General features: G+C 71.7%; 20 protein-coding genes and 1 pseudogene. 14 read left to right on the plus strand and 7 right to left on the minus strand.

The annotated features are described in order from the left end of the window. Window positions 1–166 precede the first annotated feature (166 nt). The 3 genes from ABT129_RS03835 (at window position 167) to ABT129_RS03845 (ending at window position 3,422) form a co-directional block, all read left to right on the plus strand. A complete protein-coding gene (locus tag ABT129_RS03835; RefSeq protein WP_351896144.1) occupies window positions 167–1,540 on the plus strand; it encodes an FAD-dependent oxidoreductase in 1,374 nt (457 codons plus the stop codon). Between the two features lie 64 nt (window positions 1,541–1,604). Continuing rightward, on the plus strand, window positions 1,605–2,000 hold the full coding sequence (locus tag ABT129_RS03840; protein ID WP_351896146.1) for a hypothetical protein: 396 nt from the start codon (window positions 1,605–1,607) through the stop codon (window positions 1,998–2,000). Window positions 2,001–2,309: 309 nt separating this feature from the next. Continuing rightward, window positions 2,310–3,422 carry an ABC transporter substrate-binding protein gene (locus ABT129_RS03845; protein ID WP_351896148.1) on the plus strand — a complete coding sequence of 371 codons (1,113 nt, stop codon included), beginning with the start codon at window positions 2,310–2,312 and terminating at the stop codon, window positions 3,420–3,422. Window positions 3,423–3,553: 131 nt separating this feature from the next. Here the strand turns inward: ABT129_RS03845 and ABT129_RS03850 are convergent, their stop codons facing one another. Further along, window positions 3,554–3,760 (minus strand): hypothetical protein, encoded by a 207-nt coding sequence (locus tag ABT129_RS03850; RefSeq protein WP_351896150.1) that lies wholly within the window; start codon window positions 3,758–3,760, stop codon window positions 3,554–3,556. 611 nt (window positions 3,761–4,371) lie between these two features. Between ABT129_RS03850 and ABT129_RS03855 the strand changes: the two genes are divergently transcribed. Both ABT129_RS03855 and ABT129_RS03860 read left to right on the plus strand, forming a co-directional pair. Next, window positions 4,372–4,899, plus strand: a complete 528-nt coding sequence (locus ABT129_RS03855) for an NUDIX hydrolase family protein (protein WP_351896510.1) — start codon at window positions 4,372–4,374, stop codon at window positions 4,897–4,899. A 231-nt stretch (window positions 4,900–5,130) separates the two neighbouring features. Then, window positions 5,131–5,733 (plus strand): GNAT family N-acetyltransferase, encoded by a 603-nt coding sequence (locus tag ABT129_RS03860; RefSeq protein WP_351896152.1) that lies wholly within the window; start codon window positions 5,131–5,133, stop codon window positions 5,731–5,733. A 98-nt stretch (window positions 5,734–5,831) separates the two neighbouring features. On the opposite strand, the gene ABT129_RS03865 is transcribed toward ABT129_RS03860, so the two are convergent. The 3 genes from ABT129_RS03865 to ABT129_RS03875 all read right to left on the minus strand — a co-directional run bounded on the left by ABT129_RS03865 (window position 5,832) and on the right by ABT129_RS03875 (window position 7,119). Next, window positions 5,832–6,038, minus strand: a complete 207-nt coding sequence (locus ABT129_RS03865) for a hypothetical protein (RefSeq protein ID WP_351896154.1) — start codon at window positions 6,036–6,038, stop codon at window positions 5,832–5,834. A gap of 56 nt (window positions 6,039–6,094) precedes the next feature. After that, a complete protein-coding gene (locus ABT129_RS03870) occupies window positions 6,095–6,403 on the minus strand; it encodes a hypothetical protein (RefSeq protein ID WP_351896156.1) in 309 nt (102 codons plus the stop codon). An 89-nt stretch (window positions 6,404–6,492) separates the two neighbouring features. Then, window positions 6,493–7,119 (minus strand): HIT family protein, encoded by a 627-nt coding sequence (locus tag ABT129_RS03875; protein ID WP_351896159.1) that lies wholly within the window; start codon window positions 7,117–7,119, stop codon window positions 6,493–6,495. Between the two features lie 1,031 nt (window positions 7,120–8,150). Between ABT129_RS03875 and ABT129_RS03880 the strand changes: the two genes are divergently transcribed. Both ABT129_RS03880 and ABT129_RS03885 read left to right on the plus strand, forming a co-directional pair. Beyond that, on the plus strand, window positions 8,151–9,050 hold the full coding sequence (locus ABT129_RS03880; RefSeq protein ID WP_351896161.1) for an NAD-dependent protein deacetylase: 900 nt from the start codon (window positions 8,151–8,153) through the stop codon (window positions 9,048–9,050). A gap of 201 nt (window positions 9,051–9,251) precedes the next feature. Then, on the plus strand, window positions 9,252–10,331 hold the full coding sequence (locus ABT129_RS03885; protein WP_351896513.1) for a polyprenyl synthetase family protein: 1,080 nt from the start codon (window positions 9,252–9,254) through the stop codon (window positions 10,329–10,331). Here ABT129_RS03885 and ABT129_RS03890 read toward each other — a convergent pair. Beyond that, entirely contained in the window at window positions 10,315–12,003 is a 1,689-nt protein-coding gene (locus tag ABT129_RS03890; RefSeq protein ID WP_351896515.1) for a hydroxysqualene dehydroxylase, read from the minus strand. The genes ABT129_RS03885 and ABT129_RS03890 overlap by 17 nt on opposite strands. A 307-nt stretch (window positions 12,004–12,310) precedes the next feature. Continuing rightward, window positions 12,311–12,865 (minus strand): EF-hand domain-containing protein, encoded by a 555-nt coding sequence (locus ABT129_RS03895; RefSeq protein ID WP_351896163.1) that lies wholly within the window; start codon window positions 12,863–12,865, stop codon window positions 12,311–12,313. Window positions 12,866–13,283: 418 nt separating this feature from the next. On the opposite strand from ABT129_RS03895, the gene ABT129_RS03900 reads away from it, so the two are divergent. The 6 genes and pseudogenes from ABT129_RS03900 to ABT129_RS03925 all read left to right on the plus strand — a co-directional run bounded on the left by ABT129_RS03900 (window position 13,284) and on the right by ABT129_RS03925 (window position 19,448). Then, window positions 13,284–14,720: an MBL fold metallo-hydrolase gene (locus ABT129_RS03900; protein ID WP_351896517.1), complete on the plus strand. Its 1,437-nt coding sequence runs from the start codon at window positions 13,284–13,286 to the stop codon at window positions 14,718–14,720. A 138-nt stretch (window positions 14,721–14,858) separates the two neighbouring features. After that, window positions 14,859–15,430, plus strand: a pseudogene (locus tag ABT129_RS03905) (rhodanese-like domain-containing protein). Beyond that, on the plus strand, window positions 15,427–16,335 hold the full coding sequence (locus ABT129_RS03910; protein ID WP_351896166.1) for a sulfite exporter TauE/SafE family protein: 909 nt from the start codon (window positions 15,427–15,429) through the stop codon (window positions 16,333–16,335). The pseudogene ABT129_RS03905 and the gene ABT129_RS03910 overlap by 4 nt, the downstream one beginning before the upstream one ends. Before the next feature lie 86 nt (window positions 16,336–16,421). After that, a complete protein-coding gene (locus ABT129_RS03915) occupies window positions 16,422–17,603 on the plus strand; it encodes a serine hydrolase domain-containing protein (protein WP_351896168.1) in 1,182 nt (393 codons plus the stop codon). Window positions 17,604–17,655: 52 nt separating this feature from the next. Beyond that, window positions 17,656–18,462, plus strand: a complete 807-nt coding sequence (locus ABT129_RS03920; protein WP_351896170.1) for a MerR family transcriptional regulator — start codon at window positions 17,656–17,658, stop codon at window positions 18,460–18,462. Beyond that, window positions 18,459–19,448: a BtrH N-terminal domain-containing protein gene (locus ABT129_RS03925; protein ID WP_351896172.1), complete on the plus strand. Its 990-nt coding sequence runs from the start codon at window positions 18,459–18,461 to the stop codon at window positions 19,446–19,448. Before ABT129_RS03920 ends, ABT129_RS03925 begins: the two co-directional genes overlap by 4 nt. A gap of 123 nt (window positions 19,449–19,571) precedes the next feature. On the opposite strand, the gene ABT129_RS03930 is transcribed toward ABT129_RS03925, so the two are convergent. Beyond that, window positions 19,572–20,462, minus strand: coding sequence for a TIGR04222 domain-containing membrane protein (locus tag ABT129_RS03930; protein WP_351896175.1), 891 nt, complete (start codon window positions 20,460–20,462; stop codon window positions 19,572–19,574). 276 nt (window positions 20,463–20,738) lie between these two features. Here ABT129_RS03930 and ABT129_RS03935 point away from each other — a divergent pair, with 276 nt between their 5' ends. Beyond that, window positions 20,739–22,628 (plus strand): ATP-binding cassette domain-containing protein, encoded by a 1,890-nt coding sequence (locus ABT129_RS03935; protein WP_351896177.1) that lies wholly within the window; start codon window positions 20,739–20,741, stop codon window positions 22,626–22,628. Window positions 22,629–22,751 lie beyond the last annotated feature (123 nt).

Consider the following 22,751-nt stretch of genomic DNA (forward strand, 5'->3'; position numbering starts at 1 on the left):
CCACCGCACAGGCACCGGCCGCACACTGCCCAGGGCCCCGCCGGCGACGTCCACGGATCCGCGCGCCGCCTCCGGCCGCCGCGCGCCAGGACGCACCGGACCGGTTCCCGTCTGAAGATCACCGAGCAGTAGGCTCATCCCGCAACACGACGCGAAGGGGCATTCGGTGGCGCGGGTTGCGGTAGTCGGTGGGGGAATCAGCGGGCTGGGGACAGCGCTCATGCTGGGACGACGGGGCCACACGGTCACGTTGTTCGAGCAGGACGCGCGGCAGGCCGGGGAGGACCCGAACCGGGACTTCCTCCACTGGCGCAGACCCCGAGTGCCCCAGGCGCACCAGCCGCACTCACTGCTTTCGCCCGTCCGCACCGTGTTGCGCGCCGAGGCCCCTGATGTCTACGCGGACCTGCTGGCGCGCGGGGCGCGGCAGTACCACGAGTTCGACTGGTTCGGTGAGCATCCGCCGTACCGGGCAGGCGATGAGGACTTGGTGACGCTGCGCACCCGGCGCATCGTGCTTGAGGCCGCCCTGACCGCGGCCGTGCGACGGGAACGCAGCGTTGACGTGCGGCGGGGCTGTCGGGTGCGTGCTCTCGCCATGCGAGAGGGCAGGCCTCCCCGTGTCACCGGCGTGCAGGTGGGCGCGGAGACATACCGGGCGGACCTCGTCGTCGACGCGTCCGGCCGTCGCTCGCCGGTTCCCGCCTGGCTGACCGCGGCCGGCTGCCGCCCGCCCGTGGTCGACAGCCACCGCACCGGGATCACCTACCTGTGCCGTTGGTACCGCCTCCGTGCCGACGGCCCGCGTGACCCCGGGCGGGTGAAAACCGGCTCGGCAGCGTCCTTCGCGCTCGCCGGCGTCTTCCCTTCCGACAACGACACCTTCGCGGTGAACCTGGTGCTGTCGACGAGCGATCCGAGCCGTGGTGCGCTCACCGACCCCGCCGTGTTCGAGGCCGCCGCCCGCCGTTTCCCCGCGACGGCCGCGTGGCTCGACCTGGCCCCCGAGCCGCAGACGGCCGTCCTGGCGATGGCCGGCCTGGACAATCGGTGGACCGCCCTCGTCGACGACGACGGCCCCGTCGTCACCGGCCTGGTCAACACCGGGGACAGCCTCATCCACACCAACCCCACCTTCGGCCATGGCGTGGCCCTCGGCCTGCTCGCCGCCCAGCACCTCGCCACGGATGTCGACCGGTTCGCCGAGGACCCCACCGGCTACCACGCCTGGACAGCACAGGCCCTCCGCCCGTGGTTCGACGCACAGGTCACGAGCGACCGAGCCGGCGGCCGACGTCTGGCCGAGGGGGCACCGCTCTCGGACCGGCGAGCTGCGGCCCTGGCCGCCTGCGCCTTCGACGACCCCGTCGTGATGAGAGCCCGAGCCCAGGTACGGCACCTCCTCCGACCGGCCCACGACGCCTACGGCACGGATGAGGTGGACCGACACGTCACGGCTTGGCTGGCCGCCCACCCGGACTTCTCACCGGCACACGACGGCCCGACGCGAGCACAGTGGGACGCGCTCATACCGAGCTGAGTTCTCACCTGGCGCAGACGGTGCGGGGGTTCCGGTAGCGCCTCGGACGGCGCATGATCGAACCGTGCTGATCGAACTGGTGAAGGTCGCCGGGTCTCCCGGAACCTGCGTGCTGGCCTCCGTCCGGACCTCGTTCGGACAGGCGACTGTCCGATGGTGCGGGAGCCCAACGGCGGAGCCCGGCGCGTATCACGTCGAGTGGACGATCGACGAGGCCGTCACCTGGGGGCGGAACGCCCAACCGGCTGCGGGAATCGGTCCCGGTCTCCGGTCCGACGGACGCGACGTCGTCCTGCGGGGGCAGCTGAACGTCACCGAGGACGGCGCCGCCCTGCTGGAACTGGGCGGCACGCAGATCCTCCTGGACCTTGCGGATCGGCTGCCCTCAGGAGCTGCCGGGGGCTGGGTCGAGCTCTTCATCGAAGGCGAGAAGGCCGCCCTGTACCCGTACGAGCTCTGACCAGACGTCAGTCCTGCTCGCAAGGTCGTGCGCTCCTCGGGATCCGGTTCCATAGATCCCGCACTACAGCGGCTCGCCCGAGCCTCTCATCTGCCAGCGCTGGCCCGTGGCCCCCCGGGGCGGCGAGGCTCAGGGGTTGGCGGCGCCAGGGTGCGGGACACCGCCTTGTGGAAGCAGGTATCGGTCTTGAATCCGGCAGGCTCAACGAGCAGATAATCGGTTGCCTCCGGGCGATGGCGGTGGATGCAATGCCCGACAAGCCACTGTGATCGCCCGCATCCGCATCGCCTGAGGGAAAGTCCGCGCCCCATGAACACACAGCCATCGTTGTCCGGAGCGAGCCACGCTCACGGGCCGTCTGTCCGTCTGGGCGCTCTCGTCCCGTTGACGCGGCCCGGCTGGGTCGACGCGGGTCGACATGTGCTCGCAGGGCTCGACCTGGCCGTACACGAGGTCAACGCAACCGGCGGGATCAACGGCAGGCCACTGGAGCTGGTGGTCCGGGACACCGCGGCCGATCCGGAGCGGGCCGCGGTGGCCATGGACGAGCTGGCCGGACTGGGCGTGGCCGCCGTGGTGGGCGAGTACCACAGCGTGGTCGCCCGCTCCGTCGCCGCCCGCGCCGACGCCCTCGGCGTACCGTTCCTCTGCTCCTCCGCCGTACTCGACAGACTCACCGACGGGCCGACGGAGTGGGTCGCACGTCTGGCCCCGGCCCAGTCCCACGGCTGGCGCGTCTACGCGGACTTCCTCCTCGCCGCGGGCCGACGACGGATCGCCGTGGCGACCCAGCCGAGCGTCTACTGGGCATCCGGAACCCGCGTCCTGCGAGACCACTTCGCCAGCCGCGGCGGCACCGTCATCGAGCTCGACACGACCGAGCTCACCCCCGAGGCTCTGTGCGACGCGCTCGTCGACCACGGTGCGGCGGCACTCCTCCTGTTGGTCGGCCACCCGGAGCCGGCGGTGTCGATCGTCAGAGCCGTCCGGGGTGACCAGCGGCTCGCGGAGGTCCTGATCGGCGCTCCGGCGGGACAGCCGGAGTTCGCCGAATGGGCCGCGACGCTGGGCAAGGACGGCGCCGGGATCCCGTTCCTCCGCTACCTGCCCGAGCACCTCGGCCCGCTCGGCGAACGCGTCGGCACGGACCTCCGCGAGCGCCTGGGCGAGGCGCCTTCCTTCGTCGCCTTCGAGGGCTGGGACGCCCTCACCCTCCTGGCCACGGTGCTGCGCTCCCACGGCACGGATCGGGCAGCCATCGCGGGATCGTGGCCCCACGCGGCCGTCGAGGGCACCCGTGGGCCGATCCAGTTCTCCCGCCCGCCGGGGATGGGCGTGTGGCAATGGGCTTGGGCTCCCGTCCAAGTCGTTGACCGGGACCCGGCGAAGCCCGATTGTTTTCGGGTCCTCCACACCGGCTGACTACGTACAGAGGTCCGGCGGCCCGGGCAGGGCCGAGCCTGAGCCTCTGCCTGCCCATCCACGTCACGTTGCGAGCCGTTCCCAGCAAGGCCCCCGCCGTCTGCCCTTGTTCCGATGGCCGGAAGCCCTCCCTACCAGTGGGCCCGGCGTTCTGCTGCGGCGTGCCACCAGCCGGGCGGAGATGCGCCGGTGACCGTGGCGGTGGACTGGTCCGGGTGGAGCCCGAGCCGGCGCAGCGCGCTGGTGTGGACGCGAAGGTCGAACCAACCGTGCCAGTGGCCGTCAGCGCCGACGCCGCAGGCCAAGCCCCACTGCATCTCGTCCGGAGCGAACGGCATCCAGTCGATACCTCGGTCGCGCAGTCAAGCGCGGGCGGCCGCCATCGGGTGGAGACAGCCCGGCAGGTTCTCGTAGCCCGCGATGGTGATCCAGTCGGTGGTCGGCGTGCCCGTGGAGTCCGTGGGGTTCATGGGGTTCATGGACCCCATGATGCCGGGGGCGCGGAGGCGTCACAGACGTTCGCTGAGTCCGGCGTTGAGGGCAGCTGCTCGATGAGGGTGGGAAGGTTGTTGTGGCGATCGGCGCGTGACCGTACCGCCCGCCGATCGTCAGATCCCGCGGGGCGTACAGCGGGGTCAGGAAGAGCACCGCCACGGCGCACGCAGGTGCCTCGCGCCGCGGCGGGTCGCCGGGGATACTCGTAACTTCGCTCGAATTCTCACTGCCACGGGCGATCCGGCGGGCTCGTGGCCCGCCCGGCACGTGCCCCATCCAAGACCCGGCACCCGGCCGACCTGCGAGATCTCGCTGGTCCGAGTGCCTCCCCCCTTCCTGTACGCCGGTCTCGTCCTCGACTCGATCGCGGGTCGCACGAAACTCCCACCCGCCTGGCAGACACGCGGCCTGGGCTGAGACCCGGTCCGGTAAGTATGATCAAGCGATGTCTGACATGACCGAGACCACGCCCGGCTGGCTCACCACGGACGAACTGGACGTGGCCAGGGCCCGGATGCCGATCCTGTACGTCGAGGCCGTTCCCGTGCGCGTGGACGACAGCGGCGAAGTCACCAGCATCGGCCTGCTCCTGCGCATCGGCGCGGACGGAACGATCAGCCGCACTCTGGTGTCCGGCCGGGTCATGCACCACGAACGCGTCCGTGACGCGCTCCTGCGTCACCTGGAGAAGGACCTCGGCCCCGTGGCCCTCCCCCGGGTCCCCGCCTCCCTGCAGCCCTTCACCGTCGCCGAGTACTTCCCCACGGCGGGCATCACCCCCTTCCACGACCCACGGCAGCACGCGGTCTCCCTCGCGTACATCGTCCCCGTGACCGGCGACTGCCGGCCGCGACAGGATGCGCTGGACCTTGTGTGGGTCAGCCCGCAGGAAGCGGCGTCCACCTCTGTGCAGAACGAGATGCCGGGCGGCCAGGGGGCACTGCTGAAGCAAGCCCTCGCGCACGTGGGCCACACCTACTGAGTTTCCCGTACAGCCGCTTGGCAGGACGTGGCTCGCGGCCGCCTCCGTAGGGAGGAGGCCGCCGACGTCACACACGAGCACGGTCGACGATGCGGATGCGGCTCTGGGGTTTCCACCGAGGTCGACGGGGTGGAGTTCGTTCCGAGCCCGTAGACGCTCCACGGCGGCGCCACTCCGCCGAGCGGAGAAATCCGATGGTCCCGGCCTTCGATGCACCCCTAGCATTCGCTCATGACCGTGGAGAGCAGTGCCGCAGGCGACGAACATGACGCGGAAGGGGAAAGAGAACTCTCCTGGCGGGCGCGGTCGGTCGGACTCGCGGCGCTCGACGTAGGCGACGCGGACCTCATGCACGCCTGGCGTTCCGACCCCGTGAACGCGCACCAACTGGGCGTCTGGCCGCGCTCGCTCACCGCTGTGCGCGAACGCATCGAGCGCGACATCGACGACGACGATCGCGACGACTTCCTCATTCTCGTCCCCGGTACCCCGCCTGTCGGCTACGTCGCGCTGACCGGTCAGAACATCGTCAACGGCACAGCCCAGGTCGAGCTGATGCTCGCGGCTCAGCACCGTCGGCGCGGCCACGGCACCGCCGCTCTCGACGCTCTGGTGGACCTGGCGTTCGGCGAACTCCCGATGTATCGGCTGACGGCAGAGACCCACACCGAAAACCGTCCCGCGCTCGCCGTCCTCGCCAAGTCCGGCTTCACCCAGGAAGGCGTCAGCCGCGCCGCCTGCCTCCATCGCGGCCGCCGTCACGACCTCGCGGTGTTCTCGCTGCTCCGCCCCGAATGGGAACAGCTGAAGCGTCCTCGCGCCTGGGACGCCTGACCAGCCGGGCGGGCCACGAGGTGGAGGCGGAATCCCTTCCCTGCGGGTTGCCTTCGAACGGTACTCGGCCGATGGACGCGTGCGGTGCGCAGCTCGGGCTAGAAGGGCGGCTGCCAGCCACGCCAGTGGGGTGCGTAGCCGGGTGGGGGCCAGTACTCCGAGTGGCCCGAGTGGGCCCACTGACGGCCCACCCATTCGCACTCCGGGATCGCGCCTTCCCAGTCGTCCGTGCACCGGTCGGCCCAGGCCCGGCCCACCATGACCGGCCGGGTCACCACGTTGTCGTCGCACTCCTGTAGCCGCACGACCAGACCCAGCCCGTTGGATCCAGGGTTTCCCCGCGGACCGTACGACACGTCGGTCACCCCCAGTCGTGCGCTTGCAAGAGGAACCGCTCCAGATCGGCTGGAGAGCAAGCGGTCAACTCCCGCCCCCAGAGTGGCACCTGCGGTCCGTGAACCGCGTCGACCGCGACGCAGAACAGTCGGCCGCCCACGAAGTAGGCGTACACGCCAGGCTCCGCGGGACTCGTGCCGAACTCCAGGCCCAAGGTCTCCGGAAACGAGGGGTCGGCCTGGAACCGACGCGGCTCAGGCATGCTCGGCAGCACTGCGGCGACCTCGGCGATCCCCATGCCGAACCACAGCGGCCCGATGCCCTCCAGCGGCATCAGCTCCCAGTCCGCCCGGCCTGCCCCCACGTACCGATGACCCGACGAGCGGACGGTGCCGAGGTGGAACGTCGGCGTCCGCCGGCGGGTCAGTCGTGCGGCGACTCGTCGGCAGCCGAGCGTCGGCCCCCGAGGGAGGCGATCAGCGCGTCTGCCACGACCGCCGCGTCCGCGTCCGCGACATCCGCCGGATACGCGGGGAGCAGGTCGTCCCAGACGGGCATCCACGATCCGTACAGCTGGGTCTGTCCCTCGGGCCGTGCGAAGAACCAGATGTGCAGGTGAGCCCCTCCGTCTCCGATGCGGTAGACGTGGGCTCGCGAGATGTGTGACAGGGCCTGCACGTGGCGGACGATGTGAGCGGTCAGGACCCCCAGCTCGGCCGCCAGCTCATCAGGCAGGTCATCCATGTCGAAGTGCTCGCGCGGATACAGCATCAGGACCAGCGGGACACCGACACCCGTGATGCGAGTGAGCCGCCAACGGTCGTTGAACCAGATCCCCTCGCCTCGGTCACGGCACGCATCGCAGTCCGACGGGTCCTCGCCGTGTCGCGGAGGCTCGGGCAGAACCGGAGCGCGCAGTGGCGCGACGCGCAGTCCGTCCGGTTCGAAGGGGCTGATGTCCCACCCGGTCATCCGCGCGAGCGGGAGCCGACGCTCACCATCCGCGGCGGCAAGCGCGTGGTCGTAGAACTCGTCAGGTCGCAGGGCCATGGTACGAAGATTAGTTCGACGCCAGAACTTGTCGGGGACCGGGGTGACTTGACTCCGGCCCGGAACTTCTCCTCTGGGCTCGTTTCCTGGTGGGGAGCGCCTCACGATCTCGCCCGGTGCAGGTCCCCCTACGGGGCGGGCGCGAGTACGAGGCACGTTGTGAGGTGGAGGTCGAGTCCCCTGCGAGCTGCCGATACGGCGAAGGCACCCAGGCGTCGGACAGCCCGTCCGACCAGGGGGCAGGGGCCGACTGCCGTCCGACGTGCACGGCAGATCGGGGGGGCGGGCCGGGCCACATGTGTGCGGCTGTGGGCGCGCTCGCCAGTTTCTGAGTGCCGCGATGTGAGGGGCGGCTGTGCGGGTTGGATGTTCGGCTACCAGGGTGGCCCAGCAGTTCCCCGACCAGGTCCAGGCCCCGCCGCTGGAGCCGAAGAAGCACGCCCCGTCGGGGGCCCTCGCGACGTGGGACGCCACCCGCCGCCGACAGCCATCAGAACGAATCCGCGTCGAGCACGCCAACGCCGAGCACGAGCAGTGGCGGGACACTGCAGCGGTACCTCGGACGCCGCGAGTACTTCGACGAAAGCTACTTGGCGGTGGCCGGCCTGGTCTCCGATCGCACCGCCGAGAGGTGAGCACCCACCCGACAACCTGCCAGGCCAACATGCCCCAACCTCAATCGCGCACAGCGTCGTCAGTGCGTCGAGCTTCGTGGCGTTCTCGGTACGGTCGTCGGCGAGCAGGGCCAGGAGCTGCGGGGTACTGAACCCGGCGACGGTCGCCGAGCGGGCGAGTACCTCGGCACCTCGATCTCGAACCGCCTCCACGGTTCCGACTGCCACCGCGGCTCCGCCTCTCCCCCGATCCGTGCGCGTGCGACGGCACCGAGGTCCTCCCGCCACTCCAGCCACTCCAGTGGCCGACAGGCCGACGGCGACTCCGGTACGGAAGCCCGCAGGTCGCAGGCGGGGGTCCGGGGCCGCAGTCCGTCGTTCAAGCGGTTCGTGCGCCCGGTTCCGTACCCTTGCGGCATGCGCATGCGCCCCACTCTCAGCTGGACCCCCGACGAGGACCTGCCGCCGGGCACGACGGATCTGGAGCCGGTCTTCGACGCGCTGAGCGCCGGCGGTGTGCTGGTCCTCAGTGGCGCGGGCATCTCCACGGAGTCCGGAATCCCCGACTACCGGGGCGAGGGCGGGAGCCTCAGTCGGCACACCCCGATGACCTACCAGGACTTCACCGCCGGCGCCCAGGCCCGGCGCCGGTACTGGGCGCGGAGCCACCTGGGCTGGCGCACCTTCGGCCGCGCCCGGCCCAATGCCGGGCATCGGTCCGTGGCAGCCTTCGGGCGGCACGGGTTGCTCCTGGGTGTCATCACCCAGAACGTCGACGGCCTGCACCAGGCCGCCGGCAGCGAGGGCGTCGTGGAACTCCACGGCGGCCTGGACCGGGTCGTCTGCCTCTCCTGCGGTGCCTTCAGTCCCCGCCGTGAACTCGCCCAGCGACTGGAGGCGGCCAATCCGGGCTTCGAGCCGGTGGCCGCCGGGGTGAACCCGGACGGTGACGCCGACCTCACCGACGAGCAGATCGGAGACTTCCGCGTGATGCCCTGCGGCATCTGCGGCGGGATCCTCAAACCGGACGTGGTGTTCTTCGGCGAAGCGGTCCCGCCGGCACGGGTCGAACACTGCCGCGAGCTGGTACGCGAAGCGTCCTCGCTGCTGGTTCTGGGATCCTCACTGACAGTGATGTCCGGGCTCCGGTTCGTCCGTCAGGCGGCCCAGGCCGGAATGCCGGTCCTGATCGTCAACCAGGATCCGACACGTGGCGACCGGAACGCCGTCGCCAGGGTCGCGCTCCCCCTCGGAGCAGCCCTCACCACCGTGGCCACCCGCCTCGGCGTCCCGGTCGACGACCCGGCCTCGGCCTAGTGCTGTTACGTCCCGGGTCGATAGCGTTTCCCCGTGCGGGTGGCCTCGTTCAGCAGACCGCGTGGGCGGGAGTTCCGCCCGTGGCCGGGTGCTCTGCGTCCACCGCTCTCCGCCGACGGACCTCGAACGGCGCGTGGGGCATCGGCGGAATCGACGGAGCCGGTGGTGGTGGAGCGATGATCGGGGAACGCTGTGGTGACCATGGCCGACGAGGTGCTGCGCGGTGCGGGCGATGCCTGTGAGAGTCAGTTGCGGCGATGGGTCGGATCCCTCGGGAGCTCCGTCGCCGAGGTGGCCTCGTACCAGTTCGGGTGGTCGGGGGAGGGTGCGGGGCGGGGCGGCAAGTTCGTTCGTGCCGCCCTCACGCTCGCGTGTGCCCGCGCTGTCGGGGGTTCCGTTCAGCGGGCGGTGCCGGCGGCCACGGCGATCGAGATGGTGCACAACCTGTCCCTCCTCTACGACGACGTCCTGGACGGCGACTCCGTACGGCGCCACCGGGCGGCCGCGTGGCAGGTCTTCGGTTCCTCGGCGGCCGCCCGTTCGGCTGACGCCCTGCTGGTGACCGCGTTCGACGTGCTGTCGGACGCGGAGGGGACGAACGGCACGGCCGCCGGTGAGACGTCCGCCGCATCCCCGTCCCTATCCGCACCCGCGCCCGCGCCCAGCGACGCTTCCGACGCTTCCGCCGCATCCATCGCCAGCGCCGCCTCCGCCGCTCTCCTGGACGCGCTGATCCAGCTGGCCGTCGGCGAGGGCCTGGACCTGGTCTTCGAGGGCCGGTCGCAGGTGACCCTGGCGGAGTGCCTGGAGATGGTCTCGGGCAAGACGGCGTCGCTGTTCGCCTGCGCCTGTCGACTGGGCGCCCTCTACGGGGGCGCCGACCCGGTCACGACGGACGAGTGGGCCGCGTTCGGGCACGACCTCGGCATGGCCTTCCAGCTCGTGGACGACCTGCTCGGCATCTGGGGCGACCCAGCGGTGACAGGAAAGGCGGTCTTCAACGATCTGGCGCGGCGCAAGATGTCGGTGCCCGTCGTGGCCGCACTGACTTCCGGTACCTCGTCCGGCGAGGAGTTGGCCCGCCTCTACGCCCTGCCGGGGGCCGACCCGGCCGACCTCGCCCGCCTGGTCGAGCAGGCGGGCGGGCGCCGGTGGACCGGTGAGCGCGCCGCCCGGCACGCCGAGGCCGCTCGGGAGCGACTGCACCGGCTCGCCGTGGTGCCCGAGGCCCTCGCGGACCTCCAGGCACTGTGCGCGGTGATCGTCAACCGCGCGCACTGACCGCCCACGGCGGCGGCCCGTCCAGGATGTGGGCGCGGCCCTGGGCGAACAGCTCCGCGTCCACCTCCTTCAGCCTCCGCAGTTCCTCGGGCTGGTGCAGGGCATGGACGGGTGCGGGGGCGCCGGGATGTCCTGAGGCGTCGAGGAGGGCGTTCACCGCGAGCCGCGCGGCCTGGTTCGCCCCCTCCATGGTCGCCAGGTTCACCGGGCAGCGTACGTAGTCACCGGCCATGAACAGGTTCGGCGCCGCCGTCACCGCCTGCGGGCGGGCCGCCCAGGAGTCGGTGGTGTTGATCAGCAGCGGCTCGTCGTTGACGGCGGGCCCGGTGCCGTCCAGGTTCCGTACCGCCGGATCCAGTTCCCAGGAGTGCAGCAGCCCCTCGTGCAGGGTCGTCCGCCCCCGACCGTTGAGCCCGTCGCACAGCTGCGCCCAGACCTCGGCGGCGACCTCCGCCCGGGTGCACTCACGGGCCGGCTTGCCGTACAGGATGCCCGGGGTGTCCCAGGCGGAGATGTCCACCGACAGGCAGTCGGCCACCGTGCCGTCCCCGTAGGTGGCGCGGAAGTCGCAGTCCCAGAACTGGGCCTGGCTGATCGAGGTGAGCGCCCAGGGGGAGTCCAGGAAGAGGATGTGACCGCGGATGACCGGGACCGGTTCGGTCAGGTAGAACTGGATGCCGACCATCCAGTCCGTCCGCAGGTCCGACGTGCTCTTGAGCGCGGTGTCGGCCTCCGCCAGGCCCCGTTCGAGGAGCGCGCCGACGCGGTGGACGGGCAGCGCGCAGATGTACGAGTCCGCCGTCAGGTCCCGTCGCTCTTCTCGCGGCCCGCGGAGTTCGGCACCGGTGACGCCGCGAGCCCCGACGGCCAGCCGCTCGACGCGCCAGCCGAGTTCCAGTCGTACGCCCAGCGAGTCCAGGTGCGCGACCCAGGGGTCGATCCAGGCCGTGCTGGTGGGGCCGTTGAGCACCCGGTCCGCGGGGAGCACCTCGCCCCGGCCGAGGAATCCGTAGCCGAAGGCCTCCAGGAATCCGCCGACCGTGTGCGCGCTGCACACCTCGGCCCGTGCCGCGACCACCGTGCGGGTCGTGCCGACCACGCACGCCTTGCGGTACTCGTCCGACGCCCCGTCAGCCGCGCTGAAGTCCCACCACGAGGTCGACTCCCACTGCCCCAGCCGTCGTTCGTCACTGCTCGTCATGTAGACGAGCATCCGGTTGGCGAAGTACAGCAGTTCCTCGCTGGTCAGCCCTCTCCCGCCCACCTGCATCCCGAGCGAGCGCAGGAACTCCGACGGGTTCCGCGCGCCGGCGGCCGAGGACACGTCCGTGAGTCTTTCGCCCACCCGGCCCGAGCGCGCCGAGAGCACGTGCGTCGCCTCCCGCAGGTTTCCCGCCACCCCGTCCGGGCGGCCGTGGAGCGGGATCCTGCGCAGGGTGTCCGGCAGGCTGCGGTAGAACCCCGGGAAGAACCGGAACCCGTGCTCGCTCGGCAGGTCCAGCCGCCCGCCCCTGCCCGTCCCCGGAACCGTGGCGCTGCGGGCCTTGCCGCCCCATCCGGTCGGCTCGACCACCGTCACGTCGACGCCGCGCTCGGCCAGCTCCGTCGCCGCCGTCAGCCCGGCGACACCACCGCCGAGCACGGCGACTCGTAACCCCTGGCGCTTCAACATCACCGACACCGCTTCTCCCTCTCCCGTACGGGCCGGGCCGCGAGCGTCCCTCACACCCGCCACCCCCCTTGATCACAGGGAGTAGATCATCCATTCGGGTGCGGTCACACCTCGCCCGGCATGCGCGGGAGGGCATCGACCGGTCGGACATCGCGGCCGTGCGGGGCGGTGCGGTGCCGGCCTCGTCAGGAGGGCGGGCCCGCGTCGCGACGCTGCCCCGCCGTCGAGGTGCGACGGCGGGGCAGGGCGACGCGTCGGACCGGGCCGCCTCTCGGGCGGAGGGGCGGTGCGGTCGGGGGGACCTGGATCAGCCGGTCGGTCGGACGTGCCCGAAGAAGAGGCTGCCCGGCGCGTCCGGGTCGTTCGAGAGGAAGTGCTCGCGGATCGCGCGGATGAACTCGTGGCGGGAGATCGCACCGTCCCCGTCGGTGTCCAGCTTGGCGAAGCTGTCCATCGCGTCGGGCGCGTCGATCCTCCACACGTCCCGCAGGGCGCGGGCGAACTCGTCCTTGCTGATCTCGTTGTCACCGTCGACGTCGATCACGTCGAAGATCGCGTGGCCGCCCCCCTCGGTCACGTTGAGGCGACTGGTGTCGACGGCCGCGAGGCGGTTGGCCGTGACGAACTGGTCCTTGGTGAGCCGGTCCCCGTCCACGCCCGCGTGCCGCAGCAGTTCCAGCCAGTAGATCTGGCTGAAGGTCTGGAGCGCCCTGCTCCGGCGGTCGTTCTTGTCGAGCTTGTAGGCCTCGATGTAGCGGCCGGCGAGCTTCTCGTAGTCCGTCCAGTCCAGGTAGCCGTCGTTGTTGGCGTCCATGGCGTCGAAGCTGCGCTCGAGCTTGGTGGTGATGACGTCCTGCGGCATGGGCCGAGTCCTTCCGTGATCTTGTTTCGCGGCTTCCACAGCCTGGGCCAAGATCACCCGAAGGGATACCGAACCGCACATATGACACCCGATCTAGTGATCGCTCCCCCTTGGCTTGCCACCGCCGACGAGCGGGTCACCGTGGCCGTGCATCCGTCGCGAGCGGGCGACTCCTCCCGCTGCCTCCAGACCCCCTCCTGGGCGCTTCGGCCCGACGAGCGCGGCACACACACAGGTCAGGATACCCCTAGGGGTATTGAGGTCGACGCGGAGGGGATCACATTTCACCGCTCCCTAGAGTACCCCCTGGGGTATTTGACTTCGATGCGTCATGCATCTACCGTCTGGAAACCTCGATACCCATGGGGGTATCGAGAGCAGAGGGATACCCCTCTGCGTGAGCCAGGAAGGGATGGACGTGTTCTTCGCCCAGTACTACCTCGACTGCCTGTCCCAGGCCTCGTACATGATCGGCGACGAGGAATCCGGCCGGGCCGTGGTCGTCGACCCCCGCCGGGACGTCTCCGAGTACCTCGCCGACGCCGACGCGCACGGCCTCACCGTGGTCGGCGTCATCAACACGCACTTCCACGCCGACTTCGTCGCCGGCCACCTGGAATTGGCGGACGAGACCGGTGCGTGGATCGGCTACGGCCGGCGCGCCGAGACCGAGTACCCGATCCGTACGTTCGCCGAGGGTGAGCGGATCTCCCTCGGCGACGTCACCCTGGAGGTCATGGAGACACCCGGGCACACCCCGGAGTCGATCAGCGTCCTGGCGTACGAGCACGCCGACGACACCGTCCCGTACGGCGTGCTGACCGGCGACACGCTCTTCATCGGCGATGTCGGCCGCCCCGACCTGCTCGCCTCCGTCGGCGTCACCGCCGAGCAGCTCGGCGCGATGCTCCACGACAGCGTGCAGAACAGGCTGATGGGCCTCGCCGACACCGTACGGGTCTTCCCCGCACACGGCGCCGGTTCCGCCTGCGGCAGGAGCCTGTCGACGGAGAAGAGGTCGACCATCGGCGAGCAGCGGGCCACCAACTACGCCTGCGCCCCCATGAGTCGCGAGGAGTTCGTCGCGCTCGTCACCGCCGGGCAGCCGGCCGCGCCCGGCTACTTCGCCTACGACGCGGAACTCAACCGCAAGGACCGCATCCGCTACGACGCCTCGGCTGCCGCTCGCCCACTGACGTGCGCCGAGTTCACCGGGGCGCGGACCGCCGGGGCGGTCGTGGTGGACGCGCGCGACCCGCAGGAGTTCGCGGCCGGGCACCTGCGCGGCGCGGTCAACGTGCCCGCGGACGGGCGGTTCGCCGAACAGGCGGGCACCGTCCTCGATCCGACCGAGAAGCTGGTCGTCATGGCACCGCAGAACCGCGAGGAGGAGATCGTCACGCGGCTCGCGCGCGTCGGCTTCGACCGGGTCGTCGGCTACCTGCGCGATCCCGAGGACGCCTTGGAGGAACTCGCCGTCGACGTCACCCCGGCGAGCCGGATCACCGCCGCACACCTGCGCGCCGCTCTCGCGGACGACAACCCTCCCCTCGTCGTCGACGTCCGCACCTGCGGCGAACGCGAGGCCGGCGGCTTCCTGGAGTCCGCCCTCCACATCCCGCTCGGCGAACTCCCCCGCCGTACGCAGGAACTCCCCGCCGACCGACCGCTCGTCGTCCACTGCGCGGGCGGCCACCGCTCCTCCATCGCTGCGAGCCTGCTGCGCCACCGCGGCTTCCCGGACGTCTCCGACGTCCTCGGCGGGTACGCAGCCTGGGCTCTCTCGGCCCACTCCGCCGACGTCGCCGCGGCGTCCGCCGGCCCGGCCGTCCCGACCGAGCGCGTCGGCGCCTGACCGCCCCCGCCTCTCCTGCCCTGCACCACCCCTCCCACCCCTGCCGCCCCTCTCCCCCTCGCCCCGTCCACCGGCAGGGCCCTTCACAGCCTTCCATATACCCCCCTGGGTATATGGTCACTTTCGAAACGGAACACCATGAGCACAACCACCTCCCTCACCCCGGCCGCGCTGCACCGGCTCCTCCAGGAAGGGCGGGCGCCACGTCTGCTCGACGTGCGCACGCCCGGTGAGTTCCGTACGGCGCACATACCCGGCTCGTACAACGTGCCCCTGGACACCCTGCGCGAGCACCGCTCCGAACTCCTGGACCACCTCGACGAGGAGGTGGTGCTCGTCTGCCGCTCGGGGGTCCGCGCCGCCCAGGCCGAAGGGGCGCTGGCCGAGGCCGGGCTGCCTGATCTCCGCGTCCTGGAGGGCGGCATCGTCGCCTGGGAGGCGGCCGGCGCGCCCGTCGACCGGGGACCCGAGCGGTGGGACATGGAACGCCAGGTCCGGCTCGTGGCCGGGTCCGTCGTCCTGGCCAGCGGTCTCGTCGGGGTGTTCGTGCCGGGGCGCATCTGGTCGGCACCGCGATAGGGGCCGGTCTCACGTACGCGGCCCTCAGCAACTCCTGCGCCATGGGCGTCCTGCTGTCCAGGCTGCCGTACAACCGCGGGCCCCGGCCCGACATCCGCACGGTGATCGCGGAGCTGCGGAGCACCCCGTGACCGCCCTGGTCGTCGTGGCCTCCCTGCTCGTCGGCGTCAGCCTCGGCGTGCTCGGCGGCGGTGGCTCGATCCTGACGGTGCCGCTGCTGGTGCATCTGGCCGGGCAGGACGCCAAGGAGGCCGTCGCCACCTCGTTGTTCGTGGTCGGTGTGACCAGCCTGGCCGCGCTTGTCCCCCATGCGCGGGCGCGGCGGGTCCGCCCGCGGACGGGGCTGCTCTTCGGCGCCTTCAGCATGGTGGGCGCGTACGGGGGCGGGCGGCTCGCCGCGTTCGTCCCGGGGAGGGTGCTGCTCGTCGCCTTCGCCCTGATGATGCTGGCCACGGCGGTCACGATGCTCCGCGGGCCCCGGCGGGACGGGGACGAGGCGCGGCTCGTGCACGACGATCCTCCCCTGAAGCGCATCGCGGTCGTGGGGGTCGTCGTCGGCGCGGTGACGGGTCTGGTCGGTTCGGGCGGCGGTTTCCTCGTCGTCCCCGCCCTCGTCGTACTGGGCGGGATGCCGATGGGCGTGGCGGTCGGCACCTCGCTGCTCGTCATCGCCCTGAACTCCTTCGCCGGCCTCGCCGGGCACCTGTCGGACGTGTCGATCGACTGGGGGCTCGCCCTGGCCGTGACGGCCTCCGCGGTGGTCGGCGGTCTGGTGGCCGGCCGGCCGGCGGGCCGCGTTCCTCAGGACGCGCTGCGCAGGGCGTTCGGCTGGTTCGTGGTCGTCATGGGCGTCTTCGTCCTCGCGCGGCAGCTCGACGGCGCCGTCTGGGCCCACCCGGCCACCTGGGTGGGGCTCGGGGCCGTGCTGGCCACCGCGGTCGCCGCCCGGTGGTGGCGGGCCTCAAGGGCGGCGCGCCGACGGGCGGTTCTGGCGGCGCATCGGCCGATTTCGGGGGTTCGCTCAACCCTCTCCTGACCGCGTGCGGTCCCTCTGTGAGAGCGGCCCCGCTCGGTGGAGCCGCATCGGCGCGCCTCGGAGCGCAGAACAGCAGGGAGCACGGCATGGCGTTACGGAAGTCCGTACGGGTCGGCATGGTGGGGCTCGTGGTGGCCGCGACCGGGGCCACGGCCCTCGCGGCCCCCGTCCGTGCCTCGTCGGAGGCCGTTCCCGCCGCGGCGGGACACGAGGCGGTGCGGCGTGTGATCGAAGCGGAGGTGAGGGATGGCATCCCCGGCATCACGGTTCAGGTGCGCGACCGCGCCGGCGTCTGGAAGTCGACGGCGGGTGTCGGCGATCTGACGACCGGCACGGCACGCGGCACGAACGACCGGTTCCGGGTCGGCAGCATCACCAAGTCGTTCGTGGCGACCGTGCTGCTCCAGATGGAGGCGGAGGGAAAGCTGAGTCTCGACGACACCGTGGAACGCCGTCTTCCCGGTCTGGTGCGGGGGAACGGCAACGACGGCCGGACGATCACCGTACGTCAACTCCTCAACCACACCAGCGGCTTGTTCGACTATCTCGCCGACGAGGAGTACCTCGACACGTACATGCGGGGCGAGGGGTACCTGAAACACCGGTACGACACCCTGCCGCCCGAGAAGCACGTGAGGGTGGCGCTCTCCCACGAGCCCCTGTTCGAGCCCGGCGCCCGGTTCTCGTACTCCAACACCAACTACGTCCTCGCCGGACTGATCATCGAGAAGGTGGGCGGGCGGACGTACGAGGCCGAGGTGCGCCACCGCATCATCGCGCCGCTGGGTCTGAAGGCCACCACCAACCCGGGCGACAGCGTCCGCGTCCCCCGGCCCAGCAGCAGGAGCTACTCCAAGCTGTTCGCGTCGGCACCCGACAGGATCGACGACGTCACGGAGATGAACGGCTCGCAGGGCTGGGCGGACGGCGACATCATCTCCACCACCGGCGACCTGAACCGGTTCTACAGCGCGTTGATGCGCGGCAGACTGCTCCCGCCGAAGCAGCTCAGGGCCATGAAGACCACCGTCTCCAGCCCTGACGCCCCCGGCATGGCCTACGGGCTGGGCCTGATGCGGCTCGGGACCGGCTGCGGCACCACCCTCTGGGGCCACGGCGGCGGCATGGTGGGGTCGACCTCCCTGGCCGTCACCACGGAGGACGGCCGCCACCAGGTCGCCTACAACCGCAACGGCGACTGGAACGTGGGATCCCCGGTGGCCGTCCTGGAGGCCGCGTACTGCCCCACGTCCGCCCCCGCGGGCTGAGGCGGGACGTCGTGGTGGACTCTCCCCCGGTGGGAGAGTCCACGATGAGGGGGTGCACGACGAACTCCTCACCATCGGACGCTTCGCCCGTCTCTGCCGGCTGAGCGTGAAGCAGCTGCGCCACTACGACGAGGTGGGGCTGCTGGCGCCGGTACGGGTGGACACCGGTACCGGCTACCGCTACTACGCCCCCGAGCAGGCCCGCGACGCCCTGACCGTCGCACTGCTGCGGGAGATGGACCTCCCGTTGGCCGTGATCGCCCGGGCGCTGGCCGCCGAGCCGGGGCCCCGTGCCCGCATCCTGCGCGCCGAGCGGGACCGGCTGGCCGAGCGGATCAGCAGGGACCGGGCGCGGCTGGAGATGCTGGAACGGCTGGCGGCCGGAGGGCTGCCCGGGTACGAGGTGACGATGGGGAGCGAACCGGAGCGACGGCTCGCCGTGGTGCGCGCGGTGTGCGCCCCCACGGAGCTCGGCGAGACGGTCGGGGAGTGCGTGGGCCGGCTGCTGTCCGCGCTCGGTGCGGCGGAGGTCGTGTGGGAGCCGCCGTTGTGGGGGCTGTACCCGCTGGATCCGGAGGAGCGGATGCGGATCGCCGTCGGGGCGCAGACCTCGCGGGAGGAAGCAGTCCCGGGGGTGGAGTTCCAGGTGCTGCCCGGCGGACCCGTGGCCGAGACCGTGCACATCGGGCCGTACGCCCAGCTGCCCCTGGCCTACAACGCGGTCTTCGCCGCCGTCCACGAACGAGGACTTCGCCCGCGGGCGCCCGTACGCGAGGCCTATCTCGTCGGGCCGGCGGAGGCGGCGCGAGAGGACCTCACGACCCGGCTGATCGTCCCCGTGGAGGAGAGCGCGACATGACCACAGTACGAGGCGTGGAGGCCCGTGGAGGGCAGCACTGCGAGACGACGGCTCTGGGAGTACTGCTGCGCCACGAGGGAATCGATCTGTCCGAACCGATGCTCTTCGGGCTCGGCTCCGGTCTGTCGTTCGTCTACTGGGACAGCAAGGGCATGGGGTTCCCCTTCCTCGGAGGGCGGGTCAAGCCCTTCGAGCTCACCAGGAACCTGGCCGCCACGCTGGGCCTGGAGCTCCTCGTGCAGGAGACCACGTCCCCGCGCAGGGCCTGGCGGAACGTGGCGGGGCCCCTCGACGCCGGGCGTCCCGTCGGGCTCCAGCTCGACAGCCACCACCTCGACTACTTCGGGTCGAAGGCGCACTTCGGCGCCCATGTCGTCGCCCTGTACGGCTACGACGAGCACGACGCCCAGCTGGTGGACACCGCGCAGCAGGGCGGAGCGGTGTCCACGAGTCTGGCCTCCCTCGCCCGGGCCAGAGCCGCACGCGGTCCGATGACGGCCAAGCACCGCTCCTTCACCCTCGGCGCACCGGTGAACCCGCCCTCTCCCAGGAGCCGTGTCGTCCCCGCCGTCACGGCCTGCGCCGACGCCTTCCTCGACCCGCCCATCGCCAATCTCGGGCACCGTGGCATCGAGAAGGCCGCCAAGCGCGTCCGCACCTGGTTCGAGCGTGCCGACGACCCTCGACGTGACCTGACGCAGGCCGCTCGGCTGATGGAGCGGGCCGGAACGGGCGGCGCGCTCTTCCGCAACCTGTACCGCGACTTCCTCGGGGCGTGTACGCAGCTGCTCGACAGCGACGATCTGCGCAGGGGTCACGGGCTGTACGTCGAAGCCGCGACGCTCTGGACACAGACCGCGGGCCTGATCGCCAAGGCCGGTGAGTCGGGCGACGCGCGGTGTCTCGTCCAGGCGAGCACCGTCCTCGGTGACCTCGCTCGCATCGAGCGGGAGGCCATGGAGGCGTTGAGGCGGTTGCGGGACTGAGCCCGTCGACGGGGTGGGGCGGAGGGTGCCGGGTCGGGAGGGGGCGGGGCGGGCCGTAGTGGTGGTGCGGCGGCGTACGGGCTTCGCTGTCGTTCGTTGTGGGGCGTGCTCCGAACCGCGGAGTCACAGGCCGCCGAGGCCCGGTCCCTCGTACACCACGACCGGCTCCGGCTCCGGCTCGGGCGCCGGTGTGCGGGGGCGAGGGGGTGGTGCGGGCCTGTGCAGCGGGTGACGCGCCGACAGGGCGTCCCGGCCCAGGACCGCCACCTCCCGCAGCCACGCGGGCTCACCCCTGCGGATCCAGTCCGCACGCCCGGCGGCCTCCACCGCCGCGCGCCCGGCGGCGGTGAGCGTGGAGTACGGCTCCTCGTCCCGGTCACGCACGGCGCGGGCCCACCAGAGGAGCGGCGGGTACACCAGCAGCGGCAGGTAGGAGCGCAGGGCGACCGCCAGAACCGCTCCCGCGACCACGGCGGCGGGCAGCCGTGCCACCAGGGTGCGGTACCGGGTCCGGGCGCGGAGCCAGCTCTCCGTGGTGGGCGCCCGGCGCAGGACGCCGTCGGGGAAGCCGCCCTCGTTCAGCAGGCCCTCCACGACGAGCCGGTCGCGCAGCTCCCGCATCCGGCTGTCGCCGCCGCTCGGGAACAGCGGCCAGGGAGCGCGGCCGTCCCCGTCCGTGGCCTTGGCCGCGGTCTCCAGCGCCAGGGCCTCCATGTCGTCCCGTGGGCCCCCGCCGACCGGGCGGAGCGCGATCCTTTCGGGGCCGTGCCGCTCCACGACGAGCCGCCGCCCCCGGTGCATGCGCACCAGGGCCACGCAGGCGACGCGGCTCGCCCCGCCGCTCAGGTAGGCCAGTTCGTACAGGCCCAGGCGTTCGTCCGCCGGCCGCGGCGGGCGGACGGTCGCCAGCATGCTCCGGCGGGCGCGTCGCAGCGACTCGGCCGCGCCGAGGACGGCGCCGAGCGAGGCCAGCGCGAGCAGGCCCCCCAGCAGGTTCCCCCACCCCGTCCCCATGTGGTTCCCCTTCCTGGGCGTGAAGTCCGTCGGGCTCTGTATGCCCCGGTGGAACCTGCCGGAGACCTGGGTGACCGGTCGGAGGCGGGAGCCTCGGCGTTTCGGCCAACTCGGCTGCACAGCACCGCCCTTGTGGGGCACGGGTCGGTGTACCCGACACCCGCGCGCTGCCGCCTGAACCCGGGGTTCGCACACCGTCCGAAACACGTGTGTTCGATATTCCGGCCGGGTCGTTGACCCTCACGACCAGCCGGACGACCTCCAAGGGGGCCCCTGTTGACCTCGGCAGACACGCACGAGAAGCAGAACACCGCGCCGCCTCCGCCCCCACCGGCGGAGATCTCCTACAGCGGGCAGTATTCGGTCAATCCACTCGCCCAGGTCTCGTTCCGGCGGATGTGCGGGCAGATCCCGGCCGTGCTGGGACGGATCGCCCGGCTGTCGTGGCGGACCGACCGGCACGCCGTACAACTCCTCGTCGGCTGCCAGGTCGCCACGGGCGTCTCGGCCGCCGTGCTGCTGGCCGCCACCGCCCGCGCCATGGGATCCGTCCTCGGCGGGGGCTCCGCCGGCGACCGGCTGCACGGCGCCCTGCCCGCGCTGCTCGTGGTGGCGCTGGCGGCGGCGCTCGGCCGCGGCGCGGGCGCGGTGGCCGCGTACGCCGAGCGGCGGATCACGCCGCTCCTCACCACGGAGACGGACAGCGCGCTGGTCGAGGCGGTGTGCCGGGTCGAGGCAGCGGCCTACGCGGAGAACGGCTTCTCGGACCGGCAGGAGGCGGCCGAGATGGGTGTGATGCGGACCCATGTGATGGTCACCGACGCCCAGCGGTTCCTGTCCGCGCTGATCCGTATGGTCACCGCGGGCGGTGTCCTGTCGGTGCTGAACGTGCTGATGCTGCCGCTGCTCCTCCTGGCCGTGCTGCCGGCCGGCGTCGGGGCCGTACTGACCGCCCGGGTCGACTACGAGATCCACTACGCCAACGTCGCCGACCGCAACGTGCGCGGCATGATGCGCTGGTGGGCGACCACGTCGAAGTACGGCGACGAGGTCCGCGCCAACTCGATGACCGACTACCTGGTGTTCTGGTACCGCGCCCTGTCCGACCGGTGTGACCGGCGCACCCTGGCCGCCGCGCCGCGGACCCTGCGGATCGCCGTGCTGGCCTCGTTCGCCGGCGGTGTCTTCCTGGTCGCGACCTGGGGAGCGCTCGCGTGGCTCGCCGTGACCGGCCGGATCGAACTCGCGGTCGCCGCGACGGCGGTCATCGCCGTCCAGACGATGCTCGCCGCCCTGTCCCAGTTCGTCGTCAACGGAGCCGCCGTCTTCCACACCAGCCTCTACCTGAGCGACATGCAGGCCTTCCTCGACGACGCCGCCGCCCGCGCACCCCGGCGCGGCGACCGTGTCCTGCGGGCCCCGATCGAGGAGATCCGGCTCGACGAGGTCGTCTACCAGTACCCGGGCAAGGACAAGCCCGCCGTGGCCGGTGTCTCCCTCACGCTGGAGCGCGGCCAGATCCTCGCCGTCGTCGGCTCGAACGGCTCGGGGAAGTCGACCCTCACCAGGCTGCTCACCGGCATCTACCTGCCCGACAAGGGCAAGGTCACCTGGAACGGCACCGACCTCGCCGACGCCGACCCGGCCGACGTCTGGGCCCACACCGGACTCGTGCCGCAGATCTTCGCCCAGTGGCCGCTGCGGGTCCGAGAGAACGTCACGCTCGGCCAGCCCCGTACGCACGACGACGCCCTCGTGTGGGAGGCTGTCGACGCCGTCGGCCTGCGCGAGGCCGTCGAGGACCTGCCCGCAGGCCTCGACACCCTCCTCGCCCGCGACGTCTTCGGCGGCTCCGAGCTGTCGGGCGGCCAGTGGCAGCGGATCGCCTGCTCCAGGGCGCTGTACCGGCGGCCCGGGCTGTTGATCCTCGACGAGCCCACCTCCCAGATGGATCCGCGCGGTGAGCACCAGATCTTCGAGCGCATCAAGGCGATCGCCGCCGACCGGATCACCATCGTGGTGACCCACTGCCTGGAGAACACCAGGGTCGCCGACCACATCGTCGTCATGGAGGACGGCCGCATCACCGAACAGGGCCGCTTCGACGACCTCGTCCACGCGGGCGGAACCTTCGCCGAGCTTCTGGAACTGTCGAAGGACCGCTGAGCGTCCCGCCCGTCCACCGCGGGCCCGGCCTGATCGGCAGGACAGCCCTAGGCCGATCAGGTCGGGCCGAGCGAGTCGGGCCGGGTCGGCCCGGCGGCCGGGTTATACGTGGTCCCTGTGGAG

The organism is Streptomyces sp. NPDC002057 (genome assembly GCF_040296665.1).
Classification (GTDB): domain Bacteria; phylum Actinomycetota; class Actinomycetes; order Streptomycetales; family Streptomycetaceae; genus Streptomyces.